The 22,954-nt window shown below is 46.4% G+C and carries 22 protein-coding genes; 3 read left to right on the top strand and 19 right to left on the bottom strand.

Going from position 1 to position 22,954, the window contains the following annotated elements:
* Positions 1–20: 20 nt before the first annotated feature.
* The gene (locus LC508_RS26110) at positions 21–1,415 is read right to left on the bottom strand and encodes an alanine/glycine:cation symporter family protein (RefSeq protein ID WP_054350979.1); all 1,395 of its coding nucleotides are present in this window, start codon (positions 1,413–1,415) and stop codon (positions 21–23) included.
* A 259-nt stretch (positions 1,416–1,674) separates the two neighbouring features.
* On the bottom strand, positions 1,675–2,787 hold the full coding sequence (gene ald, locus LC508_RS26105; RefSeq protein WP_103733259.1) for an alanine dehydrogenase: 1,113 nt from the start codon (positions 2,785–2,787) through the stop codon (positions 1,675–1,677).
* A 435-nt stretch (positions 2,788–3,222) separates the two neighbouring features.
* Here ald and LC508_RS26100 point away from each other — a divergent pair, with 435 nt between their 5' ends.
* A complete protein-coding gene (locus LC508_RS26100; protein WP_225305265.1) occupies positions 3,223–4,080 on the top strand; it encodes a MurR/RpiR family transcriptional regulator in 858 nt (285 codons plus the stop codon).
* A gap of 162 nt (positions 4,081–4,242) precedes the next feature.
* On the opposite strand, the gene lpdD is transcribed toward LC508_RS26100, so the two are convergent.
* From lpdD to LC508_RS26075, 5 genes are all read right to left on the bottom strand, one after another.
* Positions 4,243–4,635 (bottom strand): prenylated flavin chaperone LpdD, encoded by a 393-nt coding sequence (gene lpdD / locus LC508_RS26095; RefSeq protein ID WP_054350978.1) that lies wholly within the window; start codon positions 4,633–4,635, stop codon positions 4,243–4,245.
* Entirely contained in the window at positions 4,632–5,198 is a 567-nt protein-coding gene (locus tag LC508_RS26090) for a UbiX family flavin prenyltransferase (RefSeq protein ID WP_033143788.1), read from the bottom strand. Before LC508_RS26090 ends, lpdD begins: the two co-directional genes overlap by 4 nt.
* A gap of 29 nt (positions 5,199–5,227) precedes the next feature.
* On the bottom strand, positions 5,228–6,604 hold the full coding sequence (locus tag LC508_RS26085; RefSeq protein WP_103732069.1) for an SLC13 family permease: 1,377 nt from the start codon (positions 6,602–6,604) through the stop codon (positions 5,228–5,230).
* A gap of 113 nt (positions 6,605–6,717) precedes the next feature.
* A complete protein-coding gene (locus LC508_RS26080) occupies positions 6,718–6,924 on the bottom strand; it encodes a non-oxidative hydroxyarylic acid decarboxylases subunit D (RefSeq protein WP_054350977.1) in 207 nt (68 codons plus the stop codon).
* A gap of 23 nt (positions 6,925–6,947) precedes the next feature.
* Complete coding sequence (locus tag LC508_RS26075) at positions 6,948–8,378, bottom strand: non-oxidative hydroxyarylic acid decarboxylases subunit C (RefSeq protein ID WP_081960556.1); 1,431 nt, start codon at positions 8,376–8,378, stop codon at positions 6,948–6,950.
* 276 nt (positions 8,379–8,654) lie between these two features.
* Between LC508_RS26075 and LC508_RS26070 the strand changes: the two genes are divergently transcribed.
* Entirely contained in the window at positions 8,655–9,566 is a 912-nt protein-coding gene (locus LC508_RS26070) for a LysR family transcriptional regulator (protein ID WP_052099727.1), read from the top strand.
* A 34-nt stretch (positions 9,567–9,600) separates the two neighbouring features.
* On the opposite strand, the gene idi is transcribed toward LC508_RS26070, so the two are convergent.
* The 9 genes from idi to LC508_RS26025 form a co-directional block, all read right to left on the bottom strand.
* On the bottom strand, positions 9,601–10,110 hold the full coding sequence (idi, locus tag LC508_RS26065) for an isopentenyl-diphosphate Delta-isomerase (protein WP_033143785.1): 510 nt from the start codon (positions 10,108–10,110) through the stop codon (positions 9,601–9,603).
* 277 nt (positions 10,111–10,387) lie between these two features.
* On the bottom strand, positions 10,388–10,933 hold the full coding sequence (locus tag LC508_RS26060; protein WP_054351060.1) for a nitroreductase family protein: 546 nt from the start codon (positions 10,931–10,933) through the stop codon (positions 10,388–10,390).
* A 233-nt stretch (positions 10,934–11,166) separates the two neighbouring features.
* Positions 11,167–12,516 (bottom strand): HAMP domain-containing sensor histidine kinase, encoded by a 1,350-nt coding sequence (locus tag LC508_RS26055; protein WP_146051706.1) that lies wholly within the window; start codon positions 12,514–12,516, stop codon positions 11,167–11,169.
* Positions 12,509–13,207 carry a response regulator transcription factor gene (locus LC508_RS26050; protein ID WP_033143782.1) on the bottom strand — a complete coding sequence of 233 codons (699 nt, stop codon included), beginning with the start codon at positions 13,205–13,207 and terminating at the stop codon, positions 12,509–12,511. The genes LC508_RS26055 and LC508_RS26050 overlap by 8 nt, the downstream gene beginning before the upstream one ends.
* A gap of 89 nt (positions 13,208–13,296) precedes the next feature.
* Positions 13,297–14,682 carry an ABC transporter permease gene (locus tag LC508_RS26045; protein ID WP_033143781.1) on the bottom strand — a complete coding sequence of 462 codons (1,386 nt, stop codon included), beginning with the start codon at positions 14,680–14,682 and terminating at the stop codon, positions 13,297–13,299.
* Positions 14,682–16,469, bottom strand: a complete 1,788-nt coding sequence (locus LC508_RS26040; RefSeq protein WP_118593821.1) for a COG1361 family protein — start codon at positions 16,467–16,469, stop codon at positions 14,682–14,684. The genes LC508_RS26045 and LC508_RS26040 overlap by 1 nt, the downstream gene beginning before the upstream one ends.
* Positions 16,466–17,164, bottom strand: a complete 699-nt coding sequence (locus LC508_RS26035) for an ABC transporter ATP-binding protein (protein WP_103732784.1) — start codon at positions 17,162–17,164, stop codon at positions 16,466–16,468. The genes LC508_RS26040 and LC508_RS26035 overlap by 4 nt, the downstream gene beginning before the upstream one ends.
* Before the next feature lie 370 nt (positions 17,165–17,534).
* A complete protein-coding gene (locus LC508_RS26030) occupies positions 17,535–18,167 on the bottom strand; it encodes a sugar O-acetyltransferase (protein WP_081960555.1) in 633 nt (210 codons plus the stop codon).
* Positions 18,164–18,397: an HPr family phosphocarrier protein gene (locus LC508_RS26025; RefSeq protein ID WP_054350965.1), complete on the bottom strand. Its 234-nt coding sequence runs from the start codon at positions 18,395–18,397 to the stop codon at positions 18,164–18,166. Before LC508_RS26025 ends, LC508_RS26030 begins: the two co-directional genes overlap by 4 nt.
* A gap of 153 nt (positions 18,398–18,550) precedes the next feature.
* Here LC508_RS26025 and LC508_RS26020 point away from each other — a divergent pair, with 153 nt between their 5' ends.
* Complete coding sequence (locus tag LC508_RS26020; RefSeq protein ID WP_225305264.1) at positions 18,551–19,408, top strand: AraC family transcriptional regulator; 858 nt, start codon at positions 18,551–18,553, stop codon at positions 19,406–19,408.
* A gap of 50 nt (positions 19,409–19,458) precedes the next feature.
* Here LC508_RS26020 and LC508_RS26015 read toward each other — a convergent pair whose 3' ends face one another.
* From LC508_RS26015 to LC508_RS26005, 3 genes are all read right to left on the bottom strand, one after another.
* The gene (locus LC508_RS26015; protein WP_054350962.1) at positions 19,459–20,292 is read right to left on the bottom strand and encodes an HAD-IIB family hydrolase; all 834 of its coding nucleotides are present in this window, start codon (positions 20,290–20,292) and stop codon (positions 19,459–19,461) included.
* A 59-nt stretch (positions 20,293–20,351) separates the two neighbouring features.
* Positions 20,352–21,422, bottom strand: a complete 1,071-nt coding sequence (locus tag LC508_RS26010) for an Ldh family oxidoreductase (protein WP_158587235.1) — start codon at positions 21,420–21,422, stop codon at positions 20,352–20,354.
* A gap of 290 nt (positions 21,423–21,712) precedes the next feature.
* Complete coding sequence (locus tag LC508_RS26005; protein WP_054350959.1) at positions 21,713–22,663, bottom strand: hypothetical protein; 951 nt, start codon at positions 22,661–22,663, stop codon at positions 21,713–21,715.
* Positions 22,664–22,954 lie beyond the last annotated feature (291 nt).

The raw sequence follows: 22,954 nt of genomic DNA, 5'->3' as shown, positions 1-22,954 counted from the left end.
GCAGGTGCGGTATAATCCGATTATGTGGGGGCAATCCCACGTTCCTTCTCTTTATCTTTCTCTTTTTCTTTCTGGAAAAAAGCTTTCGTCTCCGCGATCACCACAGAACTCAGTCCCAGAAGTCCGATGAGATTCGGAAATGCCATGCAGGCATTGGTAATATCCGCCAGAAGCCAGATAGGTTTCAGGGATAAAAACGGAGCCACTGCTATGCAGGCAATATAAACCATCTTATAAGGCAGTATGTATTTTACGCTGTTGAACAGATATACCAGACAGCGCTCCCCATAATAACACCAGCCGATAATGGTGGTAAAGGAGAAGAAAATAAGGCCGATGGTCACCATGTACATGCCGATATCCCCGGGAAGGCTGGCATTGAAGGCCGCATTTGAAAGCAGACCGCCGTCCAGCTCTGTGGTTTCCAGAAGGCCTGAGGTGATCACCACAATACCTGTCATGGTACAGATGATGATCGTGGTGAAAAATACGCTTGTCATGGAAATAAGCCCCTGGCGCACACAGGATTTTGTCTTTGCTGCAGCCACAACGATGGGTGAACTTCCAAGGCCTGCTTCATTTGTGTAAATACCCCTGGCAAATCCCGTGCGCATGGCAGTCATCACAGAGATCATAATGGTTCCGCCGGCGCCGCCCAGCATGGCATGAGGCGTAAATGCCGATTCAAAGATAAGGGCAAATGCTTTCGGAATGGCTGATGCATTGACAAAAAGCACTGCAAAGGAACCGATCACATAAGCTGCCGCCATGACCGGGACAACCAGTTCCGCCACCTTGGAGATGGATTTCAGTCCTCCCAGGACAACTGCTGCCACCGCTATGGTAACCACAATGCCAATGATGGCCACAGGAAGATGGAACGCCTCACTTGCTGACTCTGTGATCGCGTTTACCTGCGGAAAAGTCCCGCAGCCCAGCAGTGCTGTGATGATACCGAAAAAGGCAAAGAGCTTTGCAAGCCAGATCCACTTTTTTCCCATGCCGTTCTGGATATAGTACATGGGACCTCCGGCGATCTGACCGTTCTCGTCCACCGTGCGGTATTTTACTGCCAGAAGGCCTTCCGCGTATTTTGTAGCCATACCCACAAAGGCAGAAACCCACATCCAGAAAAGTGCGCCCGGGCCGCCCACCCGCAGTGCTGTGGCAACACCCACAATACTGCCGGTTCCAATGGTGGCCGCCAGGGCCGTGCAGAGGGATCCAAACGCGGAGACATCTCCTTCGCCCTCCTCTTTTTCAAAAATATACCGCAGTGCTCTCGGAAGATGTACAACCTGCAGACATTTCAGTCTCAGCGTAAAATATAAACCTGTCCCGATCAATAAAACCATAGTAGGCGGTCCCCAAACGACTGCCTGTACTTTTTCCAGCAAATGCAAAATACTATCCATAGATCTACCTCCAATCGAATCCAATGAGAAAAAGAGCGCGGCAAAGGTACGAAACCGACATCTGTCTTTAACCTATTGCCGCGCTGTAAAATACTTTATGTAGTATAAGTGTAACTATTCAGCAGGTCTGCGCATTTACTGCGCTGACCGTAAGAAAAAGTTCAGCAGCCAGGCAAAAATCCCATCGCCAAAGGCGATTTTACATGGATTTTTGCTCGTAACTGTGAAGGTACTGAACAGTTACATATAAGTGATAGTATCAGAACAAGGTTGTAACATCTGTATTTTCCATATTGAAACTTAACGATACATTTTTACATGTACTGAATCCATTATACGTATTAATAGCAGAATACACAACATTATTTTCTTTGCATGCTGTCTCAAGACCTTTTCCGGCAATCTCAAGACCATATTTCAGGGTAGCGTTTGTAAGGGCGATGGTGGATGTTCTGGGTACCGCACCCGGCATATTTCCCACACAATAGTGCACAACACCATCTACAACGAAGGTCGGGTCATCGTGATAGGTCACTTTTGTTGTCTCACAGCATCCGCCCTGGTCCACTGCCACATCCACGATCACACTTCCGGGTCTCATATTTTTCAGATACTCTCTCTTCATGATCTTGGGGGCTGCCTTACCCGGAATCAAGACTGAGCCGATGACCAGATCCGCGTTTGCCACTGCATTGGCTATGGCAGCATCTGTGCTGTACAGGGTCTGGATTCTGGAACCGAAGATATCATCCAGATATGCAAGACGGTTCAGACTGATATCCGTGATCGTCACGTTCGCGCCCATTCCCACAGCGATCTTGCAGGCATTGGTACCAACATTGCCGCCTCCCAGAATGACAACATTGGCTTTTGGTGTACCCGGTACACCGGAGAGCAGAACACCGGAACCTCCGAACGGTTTCTCCAGATATTTTGCTCCTTCCTGGATACTGAGGCGTCCTGCGATCTGGCTCATAGGTGCCAGCAGCGGCAGACTGCCATTTCTCTCGATCAGAGTCTCATAAGCAACGCCCTTTACCTTTGATGCCAGCAGCGCATCTGTAAGAGGACGGTCAGCAGCGAGATGCAGGTATGTGTAAAGAATCAGTCCCTCGTGGAAATACTGGTACTCTTCTTTCAGCGGTTCTTTTACCTTCACCATCATCTCAGATCTGTCCCAGACTTCTTTCGCAGAATCAAGAATCACAGCTCCTGCTTTTACATACTCGTCTGTGGTAAATCCTGAGCCGATGCCTGCGTCTTTTTCAATATAAACTTCATGGCCGGCATTGACATAAGAGACAACATTGTCCGGTGTTAAACCTACACGATACTCATTGTTTTTGATTTCCTTCACGCATCCTACTCTCATAATTATATCCTCCTGATATTTTTGTTCCGCTTAATTTGGAAGCACCCAGGCCGCGGATCCACGTGGGTGGTTTATTTATTTCAAAACCCTCCGGTTATGAAATTCCAATGAGATACACTTATGAAATACTATGATGTAATATATGAAACCAGTCATCGTCCTGCTGATAGAGTTATGAATATTATTTTTCATTTTATATTTTAAAAGACTTTTTTTCTTCATTTCTTTGATGGTTTTACTTTATCACACATCAAGCATTTGTGCAATAAGACAGATTTACAGAAAAAGAGACTGGTTTTTTGGTTAAATTGTCCATTCAAAATTTTAAGATATATGTTACAATTTTAACATATACATAGGAAGCTTTAAAATTTCGGAAAAATATGATCATTTGCGAAAAATCCCTGGATAAAGGGATATTATTGGGGGAATTGCATGAATGAAATAAAGGAATTACTCAAAAGTACCAAACTTACCAAGACCGGAAAGGTCATTGCAGAATTTATCATAGACAATGTGGAGGAGGCTTTTTTTATGACCTCCACGGATATCGCCATGAAGTTAAGCGTCAGCGAATCCTCTGTGATCCGCTTCTCCAGAGCACTGGGATTTACCGGCTTCATGGACTTTCAGCGGAATCTGCGGAACAGCTATAAGGACAATGTCTACAGCATGTCCAGCAATATTACCGTTCCGTACGAACGTCTGAAAATGAGTATGGAGCGGGGCGAAGCCAACTTTATGGAAGAATTTCTGGTGAACACAGAGGCTAATATTTCCTCTGTTCTGAAAAATAACTCCAGGGAAACCTTTGACAAGGCCGCTGACCTGATCATCAAAAGCCGGAAAAAATTTGTCATAGCTTCCAGGGCCAACTCCGGTGTGGGCGCCTATACTTATTTCCTTTTAAAACATATGCTGCCGGATGTGTACCCTACCAATGATTCCAATGCCAATGTCATTGACCATTTAAGTGATATCGGAAAGGAAGACTGTGTGATCGTCTACAGCTTTCCCAGATATTCCAAGCTGGATAAGATGGCAGTACAGATGGCCGAGGACGCAGGCGCCGGTATCGTAGTCATCACAGACAAGCGGAGCGCGCTGCTGGCACAATACGCGGATATTGTCTTCACCGTCGGCTTAAACAGCAGTACCTTCTTCAATTCATACGTGGGCGTGGAATTTCTTATGGAAACGCTTTGTGCTGATATCAACAAAAAGATCGGTTACTCCAATGAGGAGAAGCTGAAGAATATTGATAAATATATAAACGAACTTCAGGTGTATTGAGATGTGGGGGTCCGGCCTTCCGTACTCCCCAATGGCGAATACAGAAAAATTGTATGGCATACAATAAAACACCCCTCCCCGGATGGCAGTTTCTGGATCATCTGTCATCCGGGGAGGAGTGTATCCTGTATTATTTATTCTTTGGTATTTTTGCAGTTATCATCACACGCTGATATCCATAACGGCCCTGACCAGTTCGCGGCATGCGTCTTCACTGTTTTTCATTAATAGATCCAGTTCATCTTCTGATGCATTGTCCACGTGTATGCCGGCTGCCACAGACACCCTGCATTTCAGGGTTGTTGCCAGATATTTTGCAGACTGCCTGGCCGCCTCATCATCTTTATGCTCATACGCACAGATAACACTGACCGTAGCTGACCTCTCTCTTCCCTCTTTTATCGGTCTGGCACACCCCAGGGCGATGGCACCCACATGGTATCCTGTTCCTCCGCAGATGGTGACACTGAGATCAGGACCACAGAAAACGGCCAGCAGCTCAATCTGGTATTTGCTGCCGCTTGCCTTTGTTATATGATATTCTTCCAAATTCATTCCTCTGCTCCTGTCCACGGCACAAACTTCTCATGCGTAATCCCAAACTGCATCAGTATTTTGCCAACAATATGGTTTATCTGTTCCTCAATATTCTTTGGCCCGTTATAGAAGGTAAGAACCGGCGGAATGATCACACATCCCAATTCTGCTGCCTCTTTCATATTTCTCAGATGTACTTTTCCAAGCGGCATTTCGCGCGGTACCAATACCACTTTCCTGCCTTCTTTCAGACACACATCCGCAGCTCTCACCAGAAGATTCTCCGCGTATCCCGCCGTAATTCCGGCCAGCGTCTTCATACTGCACGGCATGACGATCATGCCCTCTGTCACATAAGATCCGCTGGAAATCACTGCTGCCAGATTTTCATCCTCATGGACAACATCCGCAAGCAGAACCAGGTCGATCAGAGGGATATCACTCTCCAGTTTCCAGGTCTTCTTTGCACCTTCTGTTAAAATAAGATGCACCTGGCATCCTTCTATATTCTTCAGAGCCTTTACCAGATAATAACTCATCTCTACTCCGGAAGCACCGGTCACTCCTACGATTATCCTCATGTTTTTACCACCTTTTATGAATGATTGAATTATAACATGCCGAGAAGTTTCCACCACGGGATCTCCACCAGGACAGTCACAATGAATACCACTACCGTCAGCGGAATGCCAAGACGGATCGTCTCTTTCTGGGTATACATACCGTTCTCTTCCCCCTGTCCTACCAGCATATTCAAATGATGGAACGGAAGGATATAATGTATCGCCACCGCCGTATACACGATCAAGGTCGTTACCAGCGGGTTAATTCCCATAGGAGAGGTAAACGCCATGAGTGCCGGGATGGCTACGCCCATAACCGCGATAACAGAACCCATAAACATATGTATGATCATAGCAATCAGCGCGATAAACGCTGCCAACACCAGTGGATTATTTGGTATTGTGGATGGCAGAATTGTCTTTGCCAGCCATTCGTTCATCCCTGTGGCGCCTCCCACAGTCCCGATCGTCATGGCTGATGTCAGGAAGATCAGCACATGCACAGGTACTTCACCCCAGGATTTTGCGGTCAGGACTTCGCCAATGACCGGCATACTCATGAACATGGCAACACCCAAGGTTACCCAGCCGATATTGATACCGTGAATGGAATCCGTCGCCCACAGTACAATGGCGATTACCAGCCAGACAGCAGTTCTCTTTTCCAGGGTGGATAAAGGACCTAAAGAATTTTGTTTTTCTTTCACCTCGTCCAGATTGATTTCCAGCTCTTTGGATGGCTTAAACAGAACAAGGATGAGAAGCAGTGTCAAAACAGAAGCTACGATCGCCGGCAGCCCCATAACTTTAAACCAGCCCAGCCAGTCTAAGTCCACACCTGAGTTGGCAACTGCCAGGGGATTGATAATACTGTCACCGGTGAGAAAAATAAGGGAAACCGGCACAGATGCCGCAAATACGGTAAACCCCACTTTAACGGCATCCTCTTTTGGCATCTTGGCACTCTTCACCACAACTGCCATTACAGACATGATCAGAAAAGCCCTCGGCCATGGATGGGGAATCAGAATACTCATAATAAAGGTCAGCACAAAAATAGATATGAGAATCCCTCTGTAGGAACGTACAAATTTAATGATAAAAGCATACGCAATGCGCTCCCCCAAACCGGAATCTTTGACTGCGGAAGCGATCAGGTATGCTCCGATGATCAGATACATGGTAGAACCTGTCCAGGATTTAAAAACAAGCTCCGGCTCTGCCACGCCGAGTACGATCAAAAGTATCAGATAGATGCCGCCCACATAACCGGACTGTGCGACCTGGGTTGCCCACCAGACAACTGTCATAAGGGTCAGTGCCAGACATGTCTGTCCTGCAGACTCGATACCCTGCAGCGGCAGGAAATGGATGATCAGAGCTACCAGTATACCCGCGATAAAACCAATTTTTTTTGTTTTCATTCTTTTACCCTCTTCTTTATAAACGGCCACATAATGCCCTGTGACCAGAAAAAATGTGCCGGACTATAACAGTTACGTCCGGCACATATGAAGACTGACGATTTTCCTTCGGACTATTTGTCCAGAGGCGGAACGGGCGGAATTACCTGCATGGTCGGTATTTTTTCTTTATCCAGCTTAAATTTTTCGTGGATATTGATCGTTTCTGTAGAACGCCAGGAATAAAAGCATTCCTCACAGAGATAAACCTCCCATACCTTTCCCACCGGAGAATCAACCATTTTTCTTACTTTATTACTATCACAACGCGGACAAATCATCTTATTACCTCCTTATTTCTACCTTAATTTTTAAATAATTCGCGGATAATCTTGGAATATTCCTCTGTCTTAACCGGCGGATCAAGAAGTTCTACCTCTCTCGGATTCGGCTCCGGAGCAACCGGCGTGGTGGCATCTATGATCATCTTTGTATGCATACCGGCCGGAACAGAAGACGGATCCAGCGGCATACCAGGACAGTTCGGTATGATTGCCACATCCTTATCCGGTTTTACCCTGGTGGTCAGCGCCCACATTACCTGTTCCAGATTAAACGGATCCACAAATTCATCCACCACGATTATGATTTTTGAATACGGCATGCCATGAGGTGTGGACAGCAGGCGGAATGCAACGCCCTTGCCATATCCGCCATAACGGCATTTAGTGGAAATAATGACACCCATGCCATGTGAGTACATGGCGTTCAGGGCAACCAGCTCCGGGATACTCTCTTTCACCTGTTTAAACAGCGGAACTGATGTGTTCAGTGCCATCAGGTAATCAATCTCCGTCCACGGAATACCCAGATACAGATTTTCAAAAATAGGATTTGTTCTGTGTGTGATTCTTTCAATTTTGGCTACGCACTGGTTCCTGCATCCTGAATAGGAACCCGGGAATTCACCAAACGGGCCTTCCGGCTCACGTACTCTCGGCTCAATATACCCTTCCAGAACTACCTCTGAGCCTGCTGGCACATAAAGGTGCTCATACAGATCTGATTTTACGATATCTGTCGGGACTCCATCCTGGAGAGCGCCCACAAACTCATATTCATTCTGTTTGTATCCGATCGGTGTGGAGGCCATAAACGAAACGAGTGGGCTGTTGCCGATCGTGATGGCAATCGGAAGCTTCTCATTCTTTCTCTCAGCCTTTTCCAACTGAACAGCGATATCGTGGAAAGCCAGAGCCTGGATTCCGATACGGTCTTTGTCTTTAACCTGAATCCGGTATATGCCCATATTCATCTTATCAAAATTGCCGGGTTCTTCCGGGTCTGCTGTAACCACAGCCCCTTTAGAGATGAAAAAGCCCGCATCCTGGTCATTGATCCTATAAAGAGGAAGGACATCAAAAAGGTTAATATTTTTATCAATCACATTCTCCTTGCAGGGCGCTTCCTCCCTTTTAAGTATATTTGGCTGTACCGGATATTTGTCCCATCTGCGGTCCAGCTCAAAAAACTGTTCCTTGGTAGGCGTATCCTTGGGCAGACCCATCATTAACGCGTGATTAGCCCACGAACCATGTACATTCGTGACAACCCTTCCTTTATATCCTTTGACTTTCTCAAACAATACTGCCGGTCCGTTTTTGATATTTGCAGCTGCGCGTCCTGCAGATGCAATATCCGGTTCAGGCATAACTTCATCTTTTATGCGGACCAACTGTCCTTCCTTCTCCAGGGTTGCCAAAAAGCTTCTTAAATCTTTATACACTTTAGCCACTTCAGTTCCTCCTTTACCTGTTTCATGCACTTGTTAAAATGATGCCAATGTCGACGTTGGTTTTACACATCCTTTACTACGCGCTTATTGTATCACTCTGTTTTTTTGTGCACAATTCACTTTAGGAACCTGGTCATTCCAAATCAGAATTGCAATTTTCCCGAATTTTGCTATGTTATACTTAGTGAATTATGGTAATACCAACTAGTTTTATATATTGTTAAAAGTGTGGTATTCTAATATTGAAAAGCTGTCTGCCAGTACGGGAGGGTAATCATGACAATTTTACAGGTTAAATTTTTTCTGGCTATATGCGAATTCGGAGGATTCTCCGCTGCTGCCGATGAAATGTATATTTCCCAATCCTCTCTCTCTAAACAAATCAAGTCCCTGGAAACAGAACTTGGCCTGCCTTTATTTCTTCGTTCCAACAATAAGGTCTCTCTGACCCCGGGAGGTGAGATGTTTTTGACTTATGCCAGAATCTTTGTGAATACTTATTCAGACATGGTGGCGCACTTGTCCGGTCTGTCCAAAGACATTGTGACCGAGAATATTTACTTCGGTACCCTCCCTCTGCTGCAGGACTACCACATTGCCAAGCAATTGGCCGTTTTTCAGGAAAATATGCATAATATCCAAATCAATATTACAGAAGCAAGCCAGCAGGAGCTCTTACACCTGCTTCTAGCCAAAAAAATAAACCTCTCCATACTGAGGCTCAACTACCTGAACACAGACCAATTTGACTTTGCCCCCATCCATGAGGACCGATTCACACTTGTCTGTTCCAAAAAGCATGCTGAGACCCTGGGAAAAGGGCCGCTTTCCCTGAGGAAACTCCATGATTATCCTTTTGTTATCCTTGGATGTGAATCAGATATTTATCAGTTGTGTATGGATCAGTTTGCAAAAGCAGACTTTTCTCCTAACATCACAAATATGACATCCAGACATCTGCATCTGCTCAATATGGTGGACGAGGGTATCGGCATTACAATACTGCCCAAGATCATGATGAACCGGAGAATCTTTCCGAATCTTATCTGTATTCCGTTTTATGAAGCAATGTGCACGACGATCGGGATCGTACGGCTGAAAAACGTAACTATCCCCCACCAGGCAGATATGCTGTACCAGTATTTTATGGAGCATGGACTCTCTCCCGTCTCCAAAGAACCGAATTAAAAAAAAGAGAGTGCCGGCGACAGCACTCTCCAAATCATATTCTCTTCAAAACTTCCACGGCACAGGTCAAAAACCACGGTGTATATTTCTGTGGGTTTGCCTGCATATCCTCCAGTAACTCTGTTTTTTCCATCCACACTGCTGCTTCTGCTTCTTTCGGATCCAGTTTATAGCTTCCGTAATATTCCCCCATGATCACATGGTCAAATTCAAACTCACAGATACCATTGTCAAACTTATAATAGTACACAAAAGAATATATCTCTTCTAATCTTTTGACATGGATCTTCATCTCTTCGTCTAATCTTCTGCGGGCAGCATCCAGTGTTATTTCTCCGGGCCTCGGGTGGGAACAGCAGGTGTTTGTCCACAGACCGCCGCAGTGATACTTATTCTCTGCTCTTTTCTGCAGAAGTATTTTTCCGTCATGGTACAAAAACACAGAAAAAGCGCGGTGCAGATGCGGGGATGCATGTGCTGCCCCTTTCTTCATCTCACCCAAAGGATTATCCAGATAATCTACCAATATTACCTTAGGTTCCATATGATTCCTCCGAAATCTTTTTTTCAATTATATCCGATAACGGAAAAAATCACAATTCCATTTTCGACTGGGCACATTCTCCTACAGATTCCCATACCCAACGTCATACACCGGCTCGCATCATTCATTTGTGATTTCCACTCCCGGTACTTCCACTGCCAGATGGGCAAACCAGCAGTCCTTCGCAGCGCCGTGCCAGTGCTTTACCCCTGCCGGGAAAATCGTGTCTATGTCTGACAGCAGTTACTTTCCATTTCCGACAAAAGGCACTTTGCCATTACCAGTGATTATAACTTAAAATCTCATCCAGGCTCTTGCGTTTCTTCCGCCGCGGTTCCCCTTCTTTGGCAGGATAGCCCACAGTTATGATCAGCCGTATCACCCGCCCGGCGGGTATCCCAAAATACTGATGCAGTTTTTCCTGGTTCATCGTACCGATCATACACGTTCCCAGTCCCATGGATGCAGCCTCATAACACAGCGCCATGGCCGCCATGCCGATATCCATCTGCGCAAAATGCTGGGAACCGTAGCGTTCTCCCACCCCCGGCATAAGGTGTGCTTCCTCCTCCACGATCATGATGTAAGCCGGCACACGGTCTCCCCAGGGACACCCGGTCAGGCCGTTGTCATCAAATGCCTCTGCCAGTTTGTCATGTGCCTCCGGCTCATCCACAACAATAAAATGCCACGGCTGGGCATTGCACCCGCTGGGCGACAGGCGGGCCACATCCACCAGATGTGTCAGGGTTTCACGAGAGACGGGTTTATCACTGTAAACCCTGCAGCTTTCACGCTTTAACTGTAAAGTTTCAAAATCCATAGTAAGCTCCTTTTCTAAATAATGATTTCTTCCACGGCTGTCTCTCCCTAGAATATAACATATCCCGGCAACATGCGCAATCAAACCGCTTTTCCCCTGCCCGGCTGCTCATGGCACGCAGTTGTTGGTCGCGTGTGTCATAGAATTCTCCGCTCAGCATTTTTTCTTTTTCTGTCGTATGCCCACATTCAGTCTTTCCGGATTTCTTTTGCCATCCTAAAGGCTGCCGGCAACTATTCATATGCGGGAAATACCAGACTTATTTCATAGAACTGCCCGTCATTTTCCACCTTGCAGGTTCCTTTCATTTTGTGCATCATCTGCTCTATATTGGCAACTCCCACACATGTGCTGCTGACATCCTCAGGGTTTTGATCAATTTTATTTCTTATGATCATTGTGATCTGTTTTTCCGGCTGGTCCTGCATGGAAAACACAATGGTGACAGGCTCTGTCTTATCCGCGTATTTGAGCAGATTGGACGCAATATTATCCAGGATTCTGTCCATGTATTCAGGCAGGACAGAAAGTTTTACTTCCGGCCAGTCAGTATCGCAATCCACCCGGAATCCCTGGCTGTGCAGAAACATAACAAGGTCAGAGAGTCTGTTCTCAAAAATATAGCACAGCTTTTCCGGTACCTCCAGCATAATGTCTTCATTTTTTGTAATGTAGAACCGTTCAAACAGGTCATCTGACATCTGTTTTATCTGATTTGCCTTGTGTGCTGTCTTTTTCAGATACTGCTCCATCTCCTTCTCATCTTTGTATTTTCCCTGGGACAGCAGTTCTGTGTACAGAAGGAGGGCGGTGAGCGGTGTGCGCAGGTCATGGGCCATACCTGTGACCAGGCGGTTGTTCACCTCCATGATCTCCTCTTTTTCCCTGATATTTTCATTCAGGCTGAGCCGCATCTGCTCCAGGCCGAAGGCCAGCTCTGACAGCTCGTCCCCACCCTTTACGGTGATCTGCTTATCCATTCCGCCGCCCTCTAAAATTTTCACCTCTTCCTCAAGCTGATGGACATATCGGATCTTTCTCTGCAGGAAAAATAAGAAGATAAAGAGAAACAGCAGCACCGACACACCGAGCTCTATATAATTGGCCGCCGCGTAAATCTCATAATCGAAAAAGCCCACCACATACAGTCTTCCTGCCCCGTCTGCAAACTGTATATCATATAACTGGGAATCACTCTCATAGTAACTCTCCTCCTCTGCTGCGGGGGGACTGCTATCCTCAGCGGCATCATCCGGAATCATCATTTCATCCTCTTTATATTCCGATGGATAAATGACCTTTCCGCCCTTTAAGATCACATAATATATCAGCGGATTGTCACTCCCCCACGCATTCAGCGCCTCTGTGTCCGAAGAAGAAATCTGGTTCTTTGTTACATAATCCTGAAATTCCTCCGCGGTCTTATCTGTCTGCCGCTCAATATAGGAGGAGGAGGCAAAATAAGAATCCAGGGCACTGCCTATGAAATAATTTACAGCATAATAAAAGATAACGGAAATCCCCATGGCTGCCAGCATCACCAGGGTGGCTTTCATTTTTAAACTGTATCGTCTTTTACACAAAGGTATACCCCTTCCCCCACACGGTTTTTATATGCTGCGGTTCCTGTGGATTTTCTTCTATCTTAACTCTCAGTTTCCTGATATGGACCATGACCGTACTGTTGGAGGAATAGAAATACGGCTCCTTCCATATGCTCTCATACAGATTCTGGGCAGAAAATACCTTTGCGGGATGTTCCATCATCAGCAGCAGTATTTTGTATTCCAGGTCTGACAGATCCACCTGTCTTTCGCCCACCTGCACATCATTGAATTTTTTACTGATCCGGATATCACTGACGGTAAGGTACTCCTCCTCCTTCTCTGTCTCTGCCTTTCCGCTGTATATTCGGTAACGCCTCAGCAGTGCTTTCACCCTGCCAAGCAGTTCGGAGTAGGAAAAGGGCTTCCCAAGATAATCATCACCGCCTGCCATAAGCCCTATGAGCTTGTCAGATTCCTGGGCCTTTGCCGTAAGAAACATAATGGGCACATAGGAAATTTTCCTTATCTCTTCACACGTCTTAAGTCCTGATATACCGGGCATCATCACATCCAGAATCACCAGGTCCGTATCAGGAGTCAAAAGCTTCAGTCCCGCATGTCCGTTCTCCGCCTCCTGTACCGTATAATTTTCACTTTCCAGCAGGATTCTGATACCCTCACGGATATCCGCGTCATCCTCAATGATCAATATATTTGCCTTATTCATGGTACCTCCGTCCTATCTTATCAACAACAGTTCTTTATAATTCAAACTATACCACAGTACGGCCGAAATGATAAGTATACCCGCTGGTTTTATGATTTCATGGCCTCCAGTGCCGAAATTTTCACAGCTTTGTTCGCCGGGTAATAGCCTGCTGCCACGCCCATGAAAACAGAGAACAGAAGGGCAAAGCCCGCAAGCCACAGCGGTATCACCGACATGACGGTACTTCCGCCGCCCATCATGTCCATGCCGCCCGCTGCCATCATATCCATATCCCCTCCGCCCGGGGCCAGGGAGGATATATGGTTCATCAGCCAGGACACCAGATAGCTGAGCAGGATACCAATGCTTCCGCCCAAAAAACCAATGGCTGCTGCTTCCAGCAGGAACTCTTTCCTGATATCCCCAAGAAAACAGCCCACAGCTTTCATGATCCCGATTTCCCTGGTTCTCTCCGTAATGGACATGATCATGGTGTTGGCGATTCCTATGGCCGCCACAAGAAGGGATATGGCCCCCAGGCCTCCCAGCATCATCTGCTTCTGTCTGGCGTCCTTCTCCATAGGTTTTCGGATGGATTCCATGGAATACGTCTGAAATCCCATCTGCCGGACCATATTTTCCACCTGTTCCACGCTTTTGATATCCTTAACATTGACTACAACCTGGGAGTACTCCTTTGCCTTTTTCTGACCGCTTATCTTCTGGATCTGTTTCTGAAGTTTTTCCATATCGCTCAGGCGCATGATGAGTCCGGAACCTGTCTCCTCCCCTGCATCGTAATTTTCTTTCAGCTGTCCTACGATTTTAAGCTTCTGGATTTCCTTCCACTCCGCGACGGAAGAGGCTGTCTGGTTTTCTCCCGGCTCGGAGGTTTTTTTCTGCTTTTTTTCCGCCACAGAAAGTTCGGTTCCCATTGCCTTGAAAAAAGGCTTCGCATCCTCATTGTCCCAGTAATCCACCACATTTTTTCCTTCCGGGCGTCTGCTGTCTGTAAACTGATAGGCAAAGTGCTGTCCTGCCAGGACTTCAAATGCCCTGTTCTTCGGATATTTGCCGTCTGTCAGGGTATAGCCCATCTTTTCCAGATCCTTTTCCGGGATTCCTATGATGGTGGCGGAAGCGTTCTGGAATCTGTTCTTCTCGCCGGCAGTGAGCTGCAGTTCTCCCAGATCAAGCGTATTTTTTACGATGGCTGAGGTCACATCGGGAAGCTGCCCCATCTGCTTTACAGCCTTTTTATCCAGCAGGGTTTTGTGGGCATCCTTTGCAGGAGACGGAGTGACCGTGATCCTGGTCAGATTTCCCATCTGCGCCAGCATCTGGTCCTGTGCCTGTTTCATGCCGATTCCAAGGGACACCATGATCACAATGGCACAGCAGCCAATGATCACGCCGGAGACGGTGAGGGCAGTCCTGCCTTTTCTGCGGTACAGATTCCGGATACACATCTGCATGATATCAAAAAATGACATTATAAATTCTCCTCTTCTTCTGACAGTGATTTTTTCCTGCGTCTGCGGCGCCATATATACACACCTGCAAGGGAAAGTACACCCGCAGCCGGTATCACTGCTTTCACAGCCGATGTTCCCGCACTGCCGCTTTCCATCTCCTCACTGCCCGGCATCACTCCGTCCATGGACCCTTCTGAGAACTCATCCGGATTTCCCTGGGCGGCTGTCAGTTCCACCTCCTTTTCCACTGTCTTCTCATTGCCGGATACGTCCTCATAGGTCACCAGAATTTTTGCCTTATGCTTTCCTTCTTTTGGCGGTGTCACGAAAAAATCAATGGTCCCGCTGGTGCCGGCCTCCACATTTCCCAGAAATTTATAAGTTTCTTCGCTGGCCATCTCTGTCTTCAGCCTGGCCTCCACGTTGCTGACTGTGGTTTTCCCTTTGTTTACATAGGGGATGGAGATGGCAGTCTCCTCATTTGCGCTGATCTCCTTTTCCTTCTGGATATCTCCGAGGCTGAAACGGTCCGGCTGGGCATAGCGGACAGACAGTTTTTCCGTGGAGGTCACCTGGGTCCTCTCCTCCTGTTTCAGGTACTCATACTTGAAATTCAGCTCCAGCTTGGCTTTATCCGCCTGTTCCTGGGGAAGTGCTTTCAATCTGACCACCTTTGTGACGGACTCCTGTGGTTTCATTCGCTCTATGTATGTGGTATTGGAGGAATCTTCTATGGAAAGTGCCTCTCCTGCTTCTGCGGACATGACTATGTTTTCTATTGTATTTTGTTTGCTTGTGTTGTAGAGGACCATTTTCAGCTCAAATTCCTGGCCGGCGGTGATGTTTCTGTCATATTCGTACTGGCTGACAATAATATTGGGGGTCATGGGGTCCAGCTTCTTCTTTCCGCTCTCTGACGCACCGCCTCCTGCTCCGTCACCGGTGCCTGCGTCGCCGCCCTCGTAACCGCTGTCTCCCCCGCCGCTGTTATCCTGGCTGTCTCCCCCGCTGTTTGACGCCTCGGCACTGTTAGTCTCACCGGAATTATCTACGAAGTTTTTCCCATTGTCTGCTGCAACAGGGAGAAGTATATCTTCCCGGTCACTTCCAGTCCGCGTCTGGCCCTCTGCCTGGTACTCATAGGAGACTTCCGCCTTCATTACCAGTGTGGGGACATCTCCAGAAAGTTTTCCGGCGGATAACTTTACAGCAACCTTTTTCGTTTCATCTGCAGCCAGACTGCCCACCTTGATGGTGCCGGTCTTCTGTTCCGCTGCCATTGCTAAGCCCTCGGGTGTCTCGATCTGCAGTTTTACATTCTTAAGATCTGTGTTGGGGGATGTATTTTTCAGAATAAGGCTGACCTGAAACTCCTGCCCGGATTCCAAGCCTTTGCTCATCTCTTCTCTGGAAATGGATACTGCTGCCGGCTCCTGCCCCTGCTGGTCTTTATCCGGCTGACCGGGATTGTCCGATTGACCTGAGTTCTCCGGCTGACCGGAATTGTCCGATTGGCCCGGTTTGTCTGCTTGACTGGGCTTATCCGGCTGGTCGGAGTCATCCGGAGCAGGCGGTTCCCGGTTTTCATCCTGAGAGGCTGTATTCCGGACACCTGCTGCAGATATCTGCTCCTGTCCGTTCTCCTCCTTTCCACTGCTGCCGGACTGATTTTCCAATGCGCTTTTTGCCGTGCTGCTGTCCTGTCCGGCCTCTGCTGCCGAAACATTGTATAAAAACAGATTGCCGGTAAGGCCCAGGCAGATGATTCCTGCAAATAACCTTTTTCTAATTAATTTTGCCTTCATTTTTTATCCTTTCTCTCATCCTTTACTATATTTCCATCTATCAGAGTCAGTATCCGGTCCGCATAGGATGCCATCTCAGGGTCATGGGTTACGAGTACAATGGTCTGCCGGTTCTCCCTGGCAAATGCCAGGACCATTTCCATAATCTGCGCCGTTGTCTTGGTGTCCAGGTTCCCGGTTGGCTCATCCGCAAAGATCACATCCGGGTTTGCGGCAAAAGCCCTTGCAATTCCCACGCGCTGCTGCTGTCCGCCGGACATCTGTGAGGGATAGTGGCTGAGGCGCTCCCCAAGGCCCACCATTTTTAAAAGCCGGGCGGCCCTGGCTTCTCTCTCCTTTTTCCCATACCCCTGGAACATGAGAGGCAGCGCTGTATTTTCCAGAGCAGTCATATATGGCAGCAGATTGTAGGACTGGAAAATAAATCCGATGTGTTTCTGCCTGAAGGCTGCCATCTTTTCCTCCCGCAGTTTTGTAATATCCACGCTGTCGATCACAATTTTTCCCTCTGTGGGTTTTTCCATGCCTGCAAGCTGGTTCAAAAGTGTACTCTTGCCTGAACCGGATGTGCCGAAGATACAGCATATCTCACCCTTTTGGATATCTGCGTCTATCCGGTCCAGAGCAATGACTTTTTCCGTCCCTATTCTGTAAACCTTTCGGACGCCGCATATTTTAATCATTGCTTCCTGCATTCTCTCTACCTCATTTTCCTGCCTGATGTTTTTGTTTCTCTTTACGGTATTTATTGTAAATCCTAAATCTTAACAGATTCTGATGTGATTCTGAAAAAATCTTAATTCCTCTAACAGTATGGCAAGGAGGCGCAGTGTGAAACAGTGTATGGATAACAATGATCTTCATCGCCGTAAAAAAAATCATCGGATATTGTGTCAGGAATGGCATTGATCACGGAAGCACTGATCAAACCATTGCAGAATTTACAAAAAATACAGTTTATCTGCCCCCTGCACCAAATCTTCTACACGACCGGTCCAGAGTACAGTTAAACTGCATCTCTAATTTTTTCGTATTCTGTTATACTATAATATGCAAAACTTTTTCTCAATCTATATCACTTTTGGTATCGCGGTATTCCGTTCTCAATATATCAAAATAATCCGTCTTTTCCTCCCCGGATATTTGCCGTATCACCCTGCAGGGGACTCCCGCAGCCACCACATTCGCGGGAATATCCCTGGTGATGACACTCCCTGCCCCGATGATGGAATTGTCCCCGATCGCAACACCACAGTCGATATGTACCCCTGCCCCGATCCAGACATTGTTTCCAATCTTCACAGGTCTGGCAAAACACGCCCCTGCTGCTCTTTCTTTTGCATCAAACGCATGTCTTGTCGTATAGATACCCACCCGCGGCCCAAACAGTACATGGTCACCAATCTCTATTCCGCCTCCATCCAGCATGACACAGTCAAAATTCGCATAAAAATCATTTCCGATATGGATGTTAAATCCAAATTCACAGCGGAAGGATGGTTCAAAAAATACATTCTCCCCCATAGAACCTAATATCTGTTTCAGAACCTGCTCCCGCACCTGCGGCTCTTCCCCATAAGTGCGGTTGTACCGGTCTGTAAGGCGGACGGTTTCTTTTCTTGCGTTCACCAGCTCCTCCGTCAAATCATTATACAGCTTTCCTGTGATCATCCGTTCCTTCTGTTCTTCCAATGTCATAACTGTATTCTCCTTTCTCTCAGCCTGCACTCTATTTCTTCATTTTCCTTTTCCATGTTGATCTCTACTGGTTCCTGCAGATTCAAGCTGAAAATGCCAAGTATGGATTTTGCATTTATCCTGTGCCCTCCTTGAATCAGTTCAATATGCCCCTCACAATCCGAAGCTATATTCACAAGCTCTGTGATATCCCTGATACTTTTCAGGCTGACACAAAACGATTTCATCATTGATCCGTCCTTTCTTTTTTTGCTTAACCCTATAGTAGTTCAGTTCCGTTTGATATTCTATTTATAATCTTGCCGAGAACATTTCTTATCTTGTCATTTCATTGACTTTAGGAATATCCGGCAGTAAACTTAAAATATAAAGGAGGAAAACCCATGGAAGCCAAATTCTTATCCCGCTCTTCCATTTACAAGGGAGACTATGACTGTCTGTTTCGGACACCCAAAAATGAGATGCGTTCCAACCTGCATTATCATGACTTTTATGAAATTGTTGTCTATCTGGGGAATGCAGGTATTTTCAAAATCAACGGCAAAGAATATCTGATCAGGCGGGGGGATATTGCCCTCATCAACATGTTTGATCCGCACACCCTGATCTATAACAAGAATACTTATTACGAGCGTTTCAGCATCAGCATTGACCCCAATCTGCTCCTGTCTTTCAATACTGCCCAGTCAAACCTTCTGGATATCTTCAGCAAGTACAGCAGGAATTATCCAATTTTCCATGTGGAAGGAAAATGCTTTGACAAATATCTGCGGATTCTGGAACAATACCGGGACCAGAAGCCTGCCCATGGCAAGGATATCTTTGAAAAGGCGCTGATCCATCAGCTGGCCTCCTACCTGTTCAGCGACTGCTATGACGGCATCCATTTTGATAATACGGATTCCCGGCATGTGTCCATGATAGCCAAACTGGTGGACTATATCAACAACCATTTGAGTGAGGATCTGTCTCTGGGTGTACTGGCCCAGGAAGTGAGTTACAGTGAATATTACATCTGCAGGATTTTTAAGAAGGTGACGAATTATACGCTCACCAATTATATTGTGGAAAAACGCATAGCCCAGGCAGCCCACTATCTCACCGGAGATATGACCATCAACAAGGCCGCAGAGAAGGTGGGGTTCAATAACTACAGTTATTTCTATAAGACATTCAAGAGATACATGGGGATGAATCCTGCGGAATACAAAGAACAACATACACAGGCTAATAATAATTGAGAGGAACTGCTGCCAGTCCCTCTCCAATTTTTTTTCTGATAGCCAAGCAACTAGACGTTAAGTCCCCACTCCTCAGCCAGAAACGCCGCTACACCGTCATGATCACAGTCAGGCAGCACCCGGTCCACCGCTTTCTTTATTTCAGGCAGCGCATTCATGGGCGCATAGCTCCTATCCGCAATCTCTATCATGGACAGATCATTGAAGTTATCCCCGAACACCACCAGCTCCTCGCTCCCGGTGATTTTCATCAGCTTCTTAAGAGCGTTTTTCTTGCTTGCATGTGCACTGAACACCTCCAGGCAGTACATCCCGTTATAGATATTCAGATAAAAGGAATACTTGATCTCCTCTATCTCATCCAGTTTCCTGCACACCGGTTTCAGCTCTTCTTCCGTCCCGGTACAGGTCAGATATACAGGATCTCCCTTCTGGACCATTTCCTCTGCTTTCTTTGTAAAGGTGACCTCTGCACATTTCTGAAGCGCCCTGTCACTGTAATACTGGGTCTGCTCCTCCATCCTCTTTCCATCATAATAAATGCTGATTCCCCGGCTGTCATACGTGTACAAAAAGCAGGACATCCCGCAGTCTTTGAACGCACGTATCACTTTCTGCGCTGCACTTACAGGAACAGCTTCCGCGGAAATGATTTCTTCGGACTGAAAATCATATAAAAATACCCCGTTTGTCACAATTCCCGGTACATTCATATGCAGGTCCTTCAACCGGTAATCACAGCCGTAAGGCATACGCGCTGTAGCCACTGAAAACAGCATTCCCTTTTCTATGCAGCGGTTGATGATATCCGCTGATCTATCGGAGATCCTTTTCTTTTTATTGAACAACGTCCCATCCAGATCGGACACATACAGGCTTTTCATAAACTTTTCTCCATTTTCTATTTATTCCTCGCAGAGATATTCCCTCTGCGAATCCAGAATTATGCTTCTTCCGCTGTGAGAAATGCCATCTCAGCCATCTGGATTCCAAGTGACCTGCCTGTCTCAGCAAGCTGCTCTGCCAAAGCCTCCGGGAGAATGATTCCATGTTCCAGACTCCTCTGTTTGTTGGTGTATTCAATCTCCCCGGGATATTTTGCGCTGCCCACGCCCTCTTTTACAGGAAGGGCCTTGATATCCTCAATGTACTCCTGAGCATCCTTATGGAACTGTGAAAGCTCCCTGAAAGCCCGAATATTGATACAGCCAAAGCTCTGGCTGGACAGCTCCGGTGTGGCCGGAAGATCCTGGTCATTTACATTAGGTGACAATACACCGCCTGAGAGCAGTGTGGCAAACAATTCCACAATAAAGGCCACACCGAACCCCTTGTGCTCTGCCATGGGAACCAGCATTCCGTATTCGGACAATTCTGTGGTGGGGTTGCCCTGCTTGTCAAGAAGCCATCCCTCCGGAATCGGTTTTCCTGCCAGGGCATAAGCCTTGGCTTTTCCAAATGCCGCCGCGCTGGTCGCCATGTCCACACAGACTTCCGGGTATTTTTCACCTGCTGCAAAGGCAAAAGAGAACGGATTATTGCCGATAAACGGAATCGTCACTCCGGGAGGTGCCATGGAGGGGTCCGTGTTGGAGCAGGCAAAACCGATACAGTCCTCCCCGGCCAGCTTCATAGCCCAGTGGCCTGCCATGCCGAAATGGTTGCTGTTCTTTACGGACACAATAGAGATCAGGCTGTTCTTCGCCTTTTCCCTGGCAATCTTCACCGCCTTTTCCCCTGCAACTGCACCGAGACCGCCTTCCGCGTCAATAACTGCTGTATTGGCTGTCTCCTGCACCACAGGATATGTACTTTTTAGGGAAGCTCCGCCGCCGTTTATCTTTTCGATATAAGGCTTCATGCGGATAACTCCATGGCTGCTCACGCCGCGCACATCTGCATGGACCAGCAATTCCGCTATAGCCTGCGCGTCACTTTCCTGCAAACCTGTTTTTTCAAACACGGTTTTTGTAAAATTCTTAAGCTCTGCTGCTGATACTTTATAACTCTTCATATTGCTTTCCTCCATTTATTTTTTTGCTTTTTATTTCTTTTATATTATAAATCGATTATACGATTGGCCTTGTTCTTATTCAATTTAATATCTTGCCCGGTATATGTCTTATATTGCTTTTTAAGATTTACCTATCCGTTCTGATTGTGACGGCCCTGAATTCGGACCTTTTCCGGCATAAAAAATACTCCTTTTTGATAAGAATTGTCATATCTTAATCCTCACCAAAAAGGAGCCCTCTTTTTGTTAAAACACAAAACGAATTACACTGTCTGCTTTAAAGCACTCTTTTACATCTTTTTAGAAAATTTCTCATAATAATATTCTGCTTTCTCTCTGTCCAGCATAAAATGCTTCTGCAATTTTTCTATAATAATTGTTTTCCCTGCTTCTTCCTCCTCCTTTTCAGTTATAAATGCCCTTATCCCCCGTTCCAGACCTTTTTCTATTCCTTTTTCGACCCCTTCCTCATAACTGAGCTTCTTCTCATTTTTAATATGGCGTTCCGCATTATACTCTGTCAGTATCACGTCTTTCACCTCTCCACGCTCTTTCTTCAGAAAATCCGCAAGAATACCTTCCGCAATACATTCTTCCACCGCCCTGTCCACTGCACCCTCCAAATCTTCGGGGTACATCTCCAGATACCGCCGCACCTTGGATACAAAAGAAGCATACTGCCACAGCAAGCTGCAGTCTTCCATCAACTGTCTGTTATGTCCTGCATTAATATTCAGAACCGTGGCCACACATTCCAGGCAATAACTGTCCTGCTTCTTCTCAAATGCGTCACTCAGACGGTACTCCCGGCGGTCCGGTTCTTCCTCCGATCCATTATAAAATACAATATACCGCGGCAATGGGATTTTGATACGGCTGCCGGAATACAGATCAAGCTCTCTCTTTTCCACATATCCCTGATATACTCTTGCGAAATAGATCAATCCCCGCAGAGGCATATTGGGATTTCTGGTAGATTGGGCTTCATACAGATTCATCACACTGTCGATCAAAAAGGACAGGTCATTCTTTACGCCCATATAAATGGCCCCTTCGATCGTAGTGATCTCCAAATCCTCCGGATTTTGATAATTGGAATGATTGATGGCATTATAAAGCTTCAGTGCAGCCTTTCTGTTCCCGAAGATCATGCGGAACAGGCTATCCTTGTAATTTCTGTTTACTTGTTTTTTTCTGAGTGCCCTGCTTATGCTTCTCCTTCTGTTTCTGTTTCTGTTCATATTGCCTCGTCTTTCCAAAGCAGCGAAAGCCTCAGGAACCTGTATACATTATAACAGAAAGATATCCGTTCCACAACTTGCCGCTCCCGCGCTTTTTCTTATTCAGTTGTTACTACATTGTGAATTCCGGCAGAAATTGCCGATTTAATGAAATTGAAAAATAGAAAAATCCATATCAGAATATGTGAAACAGTATAGCAGATACACCACTCCATTGCAATAATATTTTTTAAAAATTTATAGAAAGTTTACCCCATCTTTTTTAATCAAAAGAGCCGGAACGGCAGTTTT

The organism is Blautia parvula (assembly GCF_020215665.1).
Taxonomy (GTDB): domain Bacteria; phylum Bacillota; class Clostridia; order Lachnospirales; family Lachnospiraceae; genus Blautia; species Blautia celeris.
Note: the sequence above shows the minus strand (reverse complement) of the source record. Positions and strands in the feature narration are given on the sequence as shown.

Coding starts and splice junctions, on each gene's coding strand:
- LC508_RS26025 (WP_054350965.1), bottom strand. CDS start 18,397: ATGATGAAATCGTTTTGTGTCAGCCTGAAAAGTATCAGGGATATCACA.
- LC508_RS26080 (WP_054350977.1), bottom strand. CDS start 6,924: ATGATTTGTCCGCGTTGTGATAGTAATAAAGTAAGAAAAATGGTTGAT.
- LC508_RS26100 (WP_225305265.1), top strand. CDS start 3,223: ATGAATGAAATAAAGGAATTACTCAAAAGTACCAAACTTACCAAGACC.
- LC508_RS26110 (WP_054350979.1), bottom strand. CDS start 1,415: ATGGATAGTATTTTGCATTTGCTGGAAAAAGTACAGGCAGTCGTTTGG.
- LC508_RS26005 (WP_054350959.1), bottom strand. CDS start 22,663: ATGAACAGAAACAGAAACAGAAGGAGAAGCATAAGCAGGGCACTCAGA.
- lpdD (WP_054350978.1), bottom strand. CDS start 4,635: ATGAATTTGGAAGAATATCATATAACAAAGGCAAGCGGCAGCAAATAC.
- LC508_RS26070 (WP_052099727.1), top strand. CDS start 8,655: ATGACAATTTTACAGGTTAAATTTTTTCTGGCTATATGCGAATTCGGA.
- LC508_RS26050 (WP_033143782.1), bottom strand. CDS start 13,207: ATGAATAAGGCAAATATATTGATCATTGAGGATGACGCGGATATCCGT.
- LC508_RS26090 (WP_033143788.1), bottom strand. CDS start 5,198: ATGAGGATAATCGTAGGAGTGACCGGTGCTTCCGGAGTAGAGATGAGT.
- LC508_RS26015 (WP_054350962.1), bottom strand. CDS start 20,292: ATGAAAAGCCTGTATGTGTCCGATCTGGATGGGACGTTGTTCAATAAA.
- LC508_RS26020 (WP_225305264.1), top strand. CDS start 18,551: ATGGAAGCCAAATTCTTATCCCGCTCTTCCATTTACAAGGGAGACTAT.
- LC508_RS26085 (WP_103732069.1), bottom strand. CDS start 6,604: ATGAAAACAAAAAAAATTGGTTTTATCGCGGGTATACTGGTAGCTCTG.
- ald (WP_103733259.1), bottom strand. CDS start 2,787: ATGAGAGTAGGATGCGTGAAGGAAATCAAAAACAATGAGTATCGTGTA.
- idi (WP_033143785.1), bottom strand. CDS start 10,110: ATGGAACCTAAGGTAATATTGGTAGATTATCTGGATAATCCTTTGGGT.
- LC508_RS26060 (WP_054351060.1), bottom strand. CDS start 10,933: ATGGATTTTGAAACTTTACAGTTAAAGCGTGAAAGCTGCAGGGTTTAC.
- LC508_RS26040 (WP_118593821.1), bottom strand. CDS start 16,469: ATGAAGGCAAAATTAATTAGAAAAAGGTTATTTGCAGGAATCATCTGC.
- LC508_RS26010 (WP_158587235.1), bottom strand. CDS start 21,422: ATGAAGAGTTATAAAGTATCAGCAGCAGAGCTTAAGAATTTTACAAAA.
- LC508_RS26035 (WP_103732784.1), bottom strand. CDS start 17,164: ATGCAGGAAGCAATGATTAAAATATGCGGCGTCCGAAAGGTTTACAGA.
- LC508_RS26030 (WP_081960555.1), bottom strand. CDS start 18,167: ATGACATTGGAAGAACAGAAGGAACGGATGATCACAGGAAAGCTGTAT.
- LC508_RS26045 (WP_033143781.1), bottom strand. CDS start 14,682: ATGTCATTTTTTGATATCATGCAGATGTGTATCCGGAATCTGTACCGC.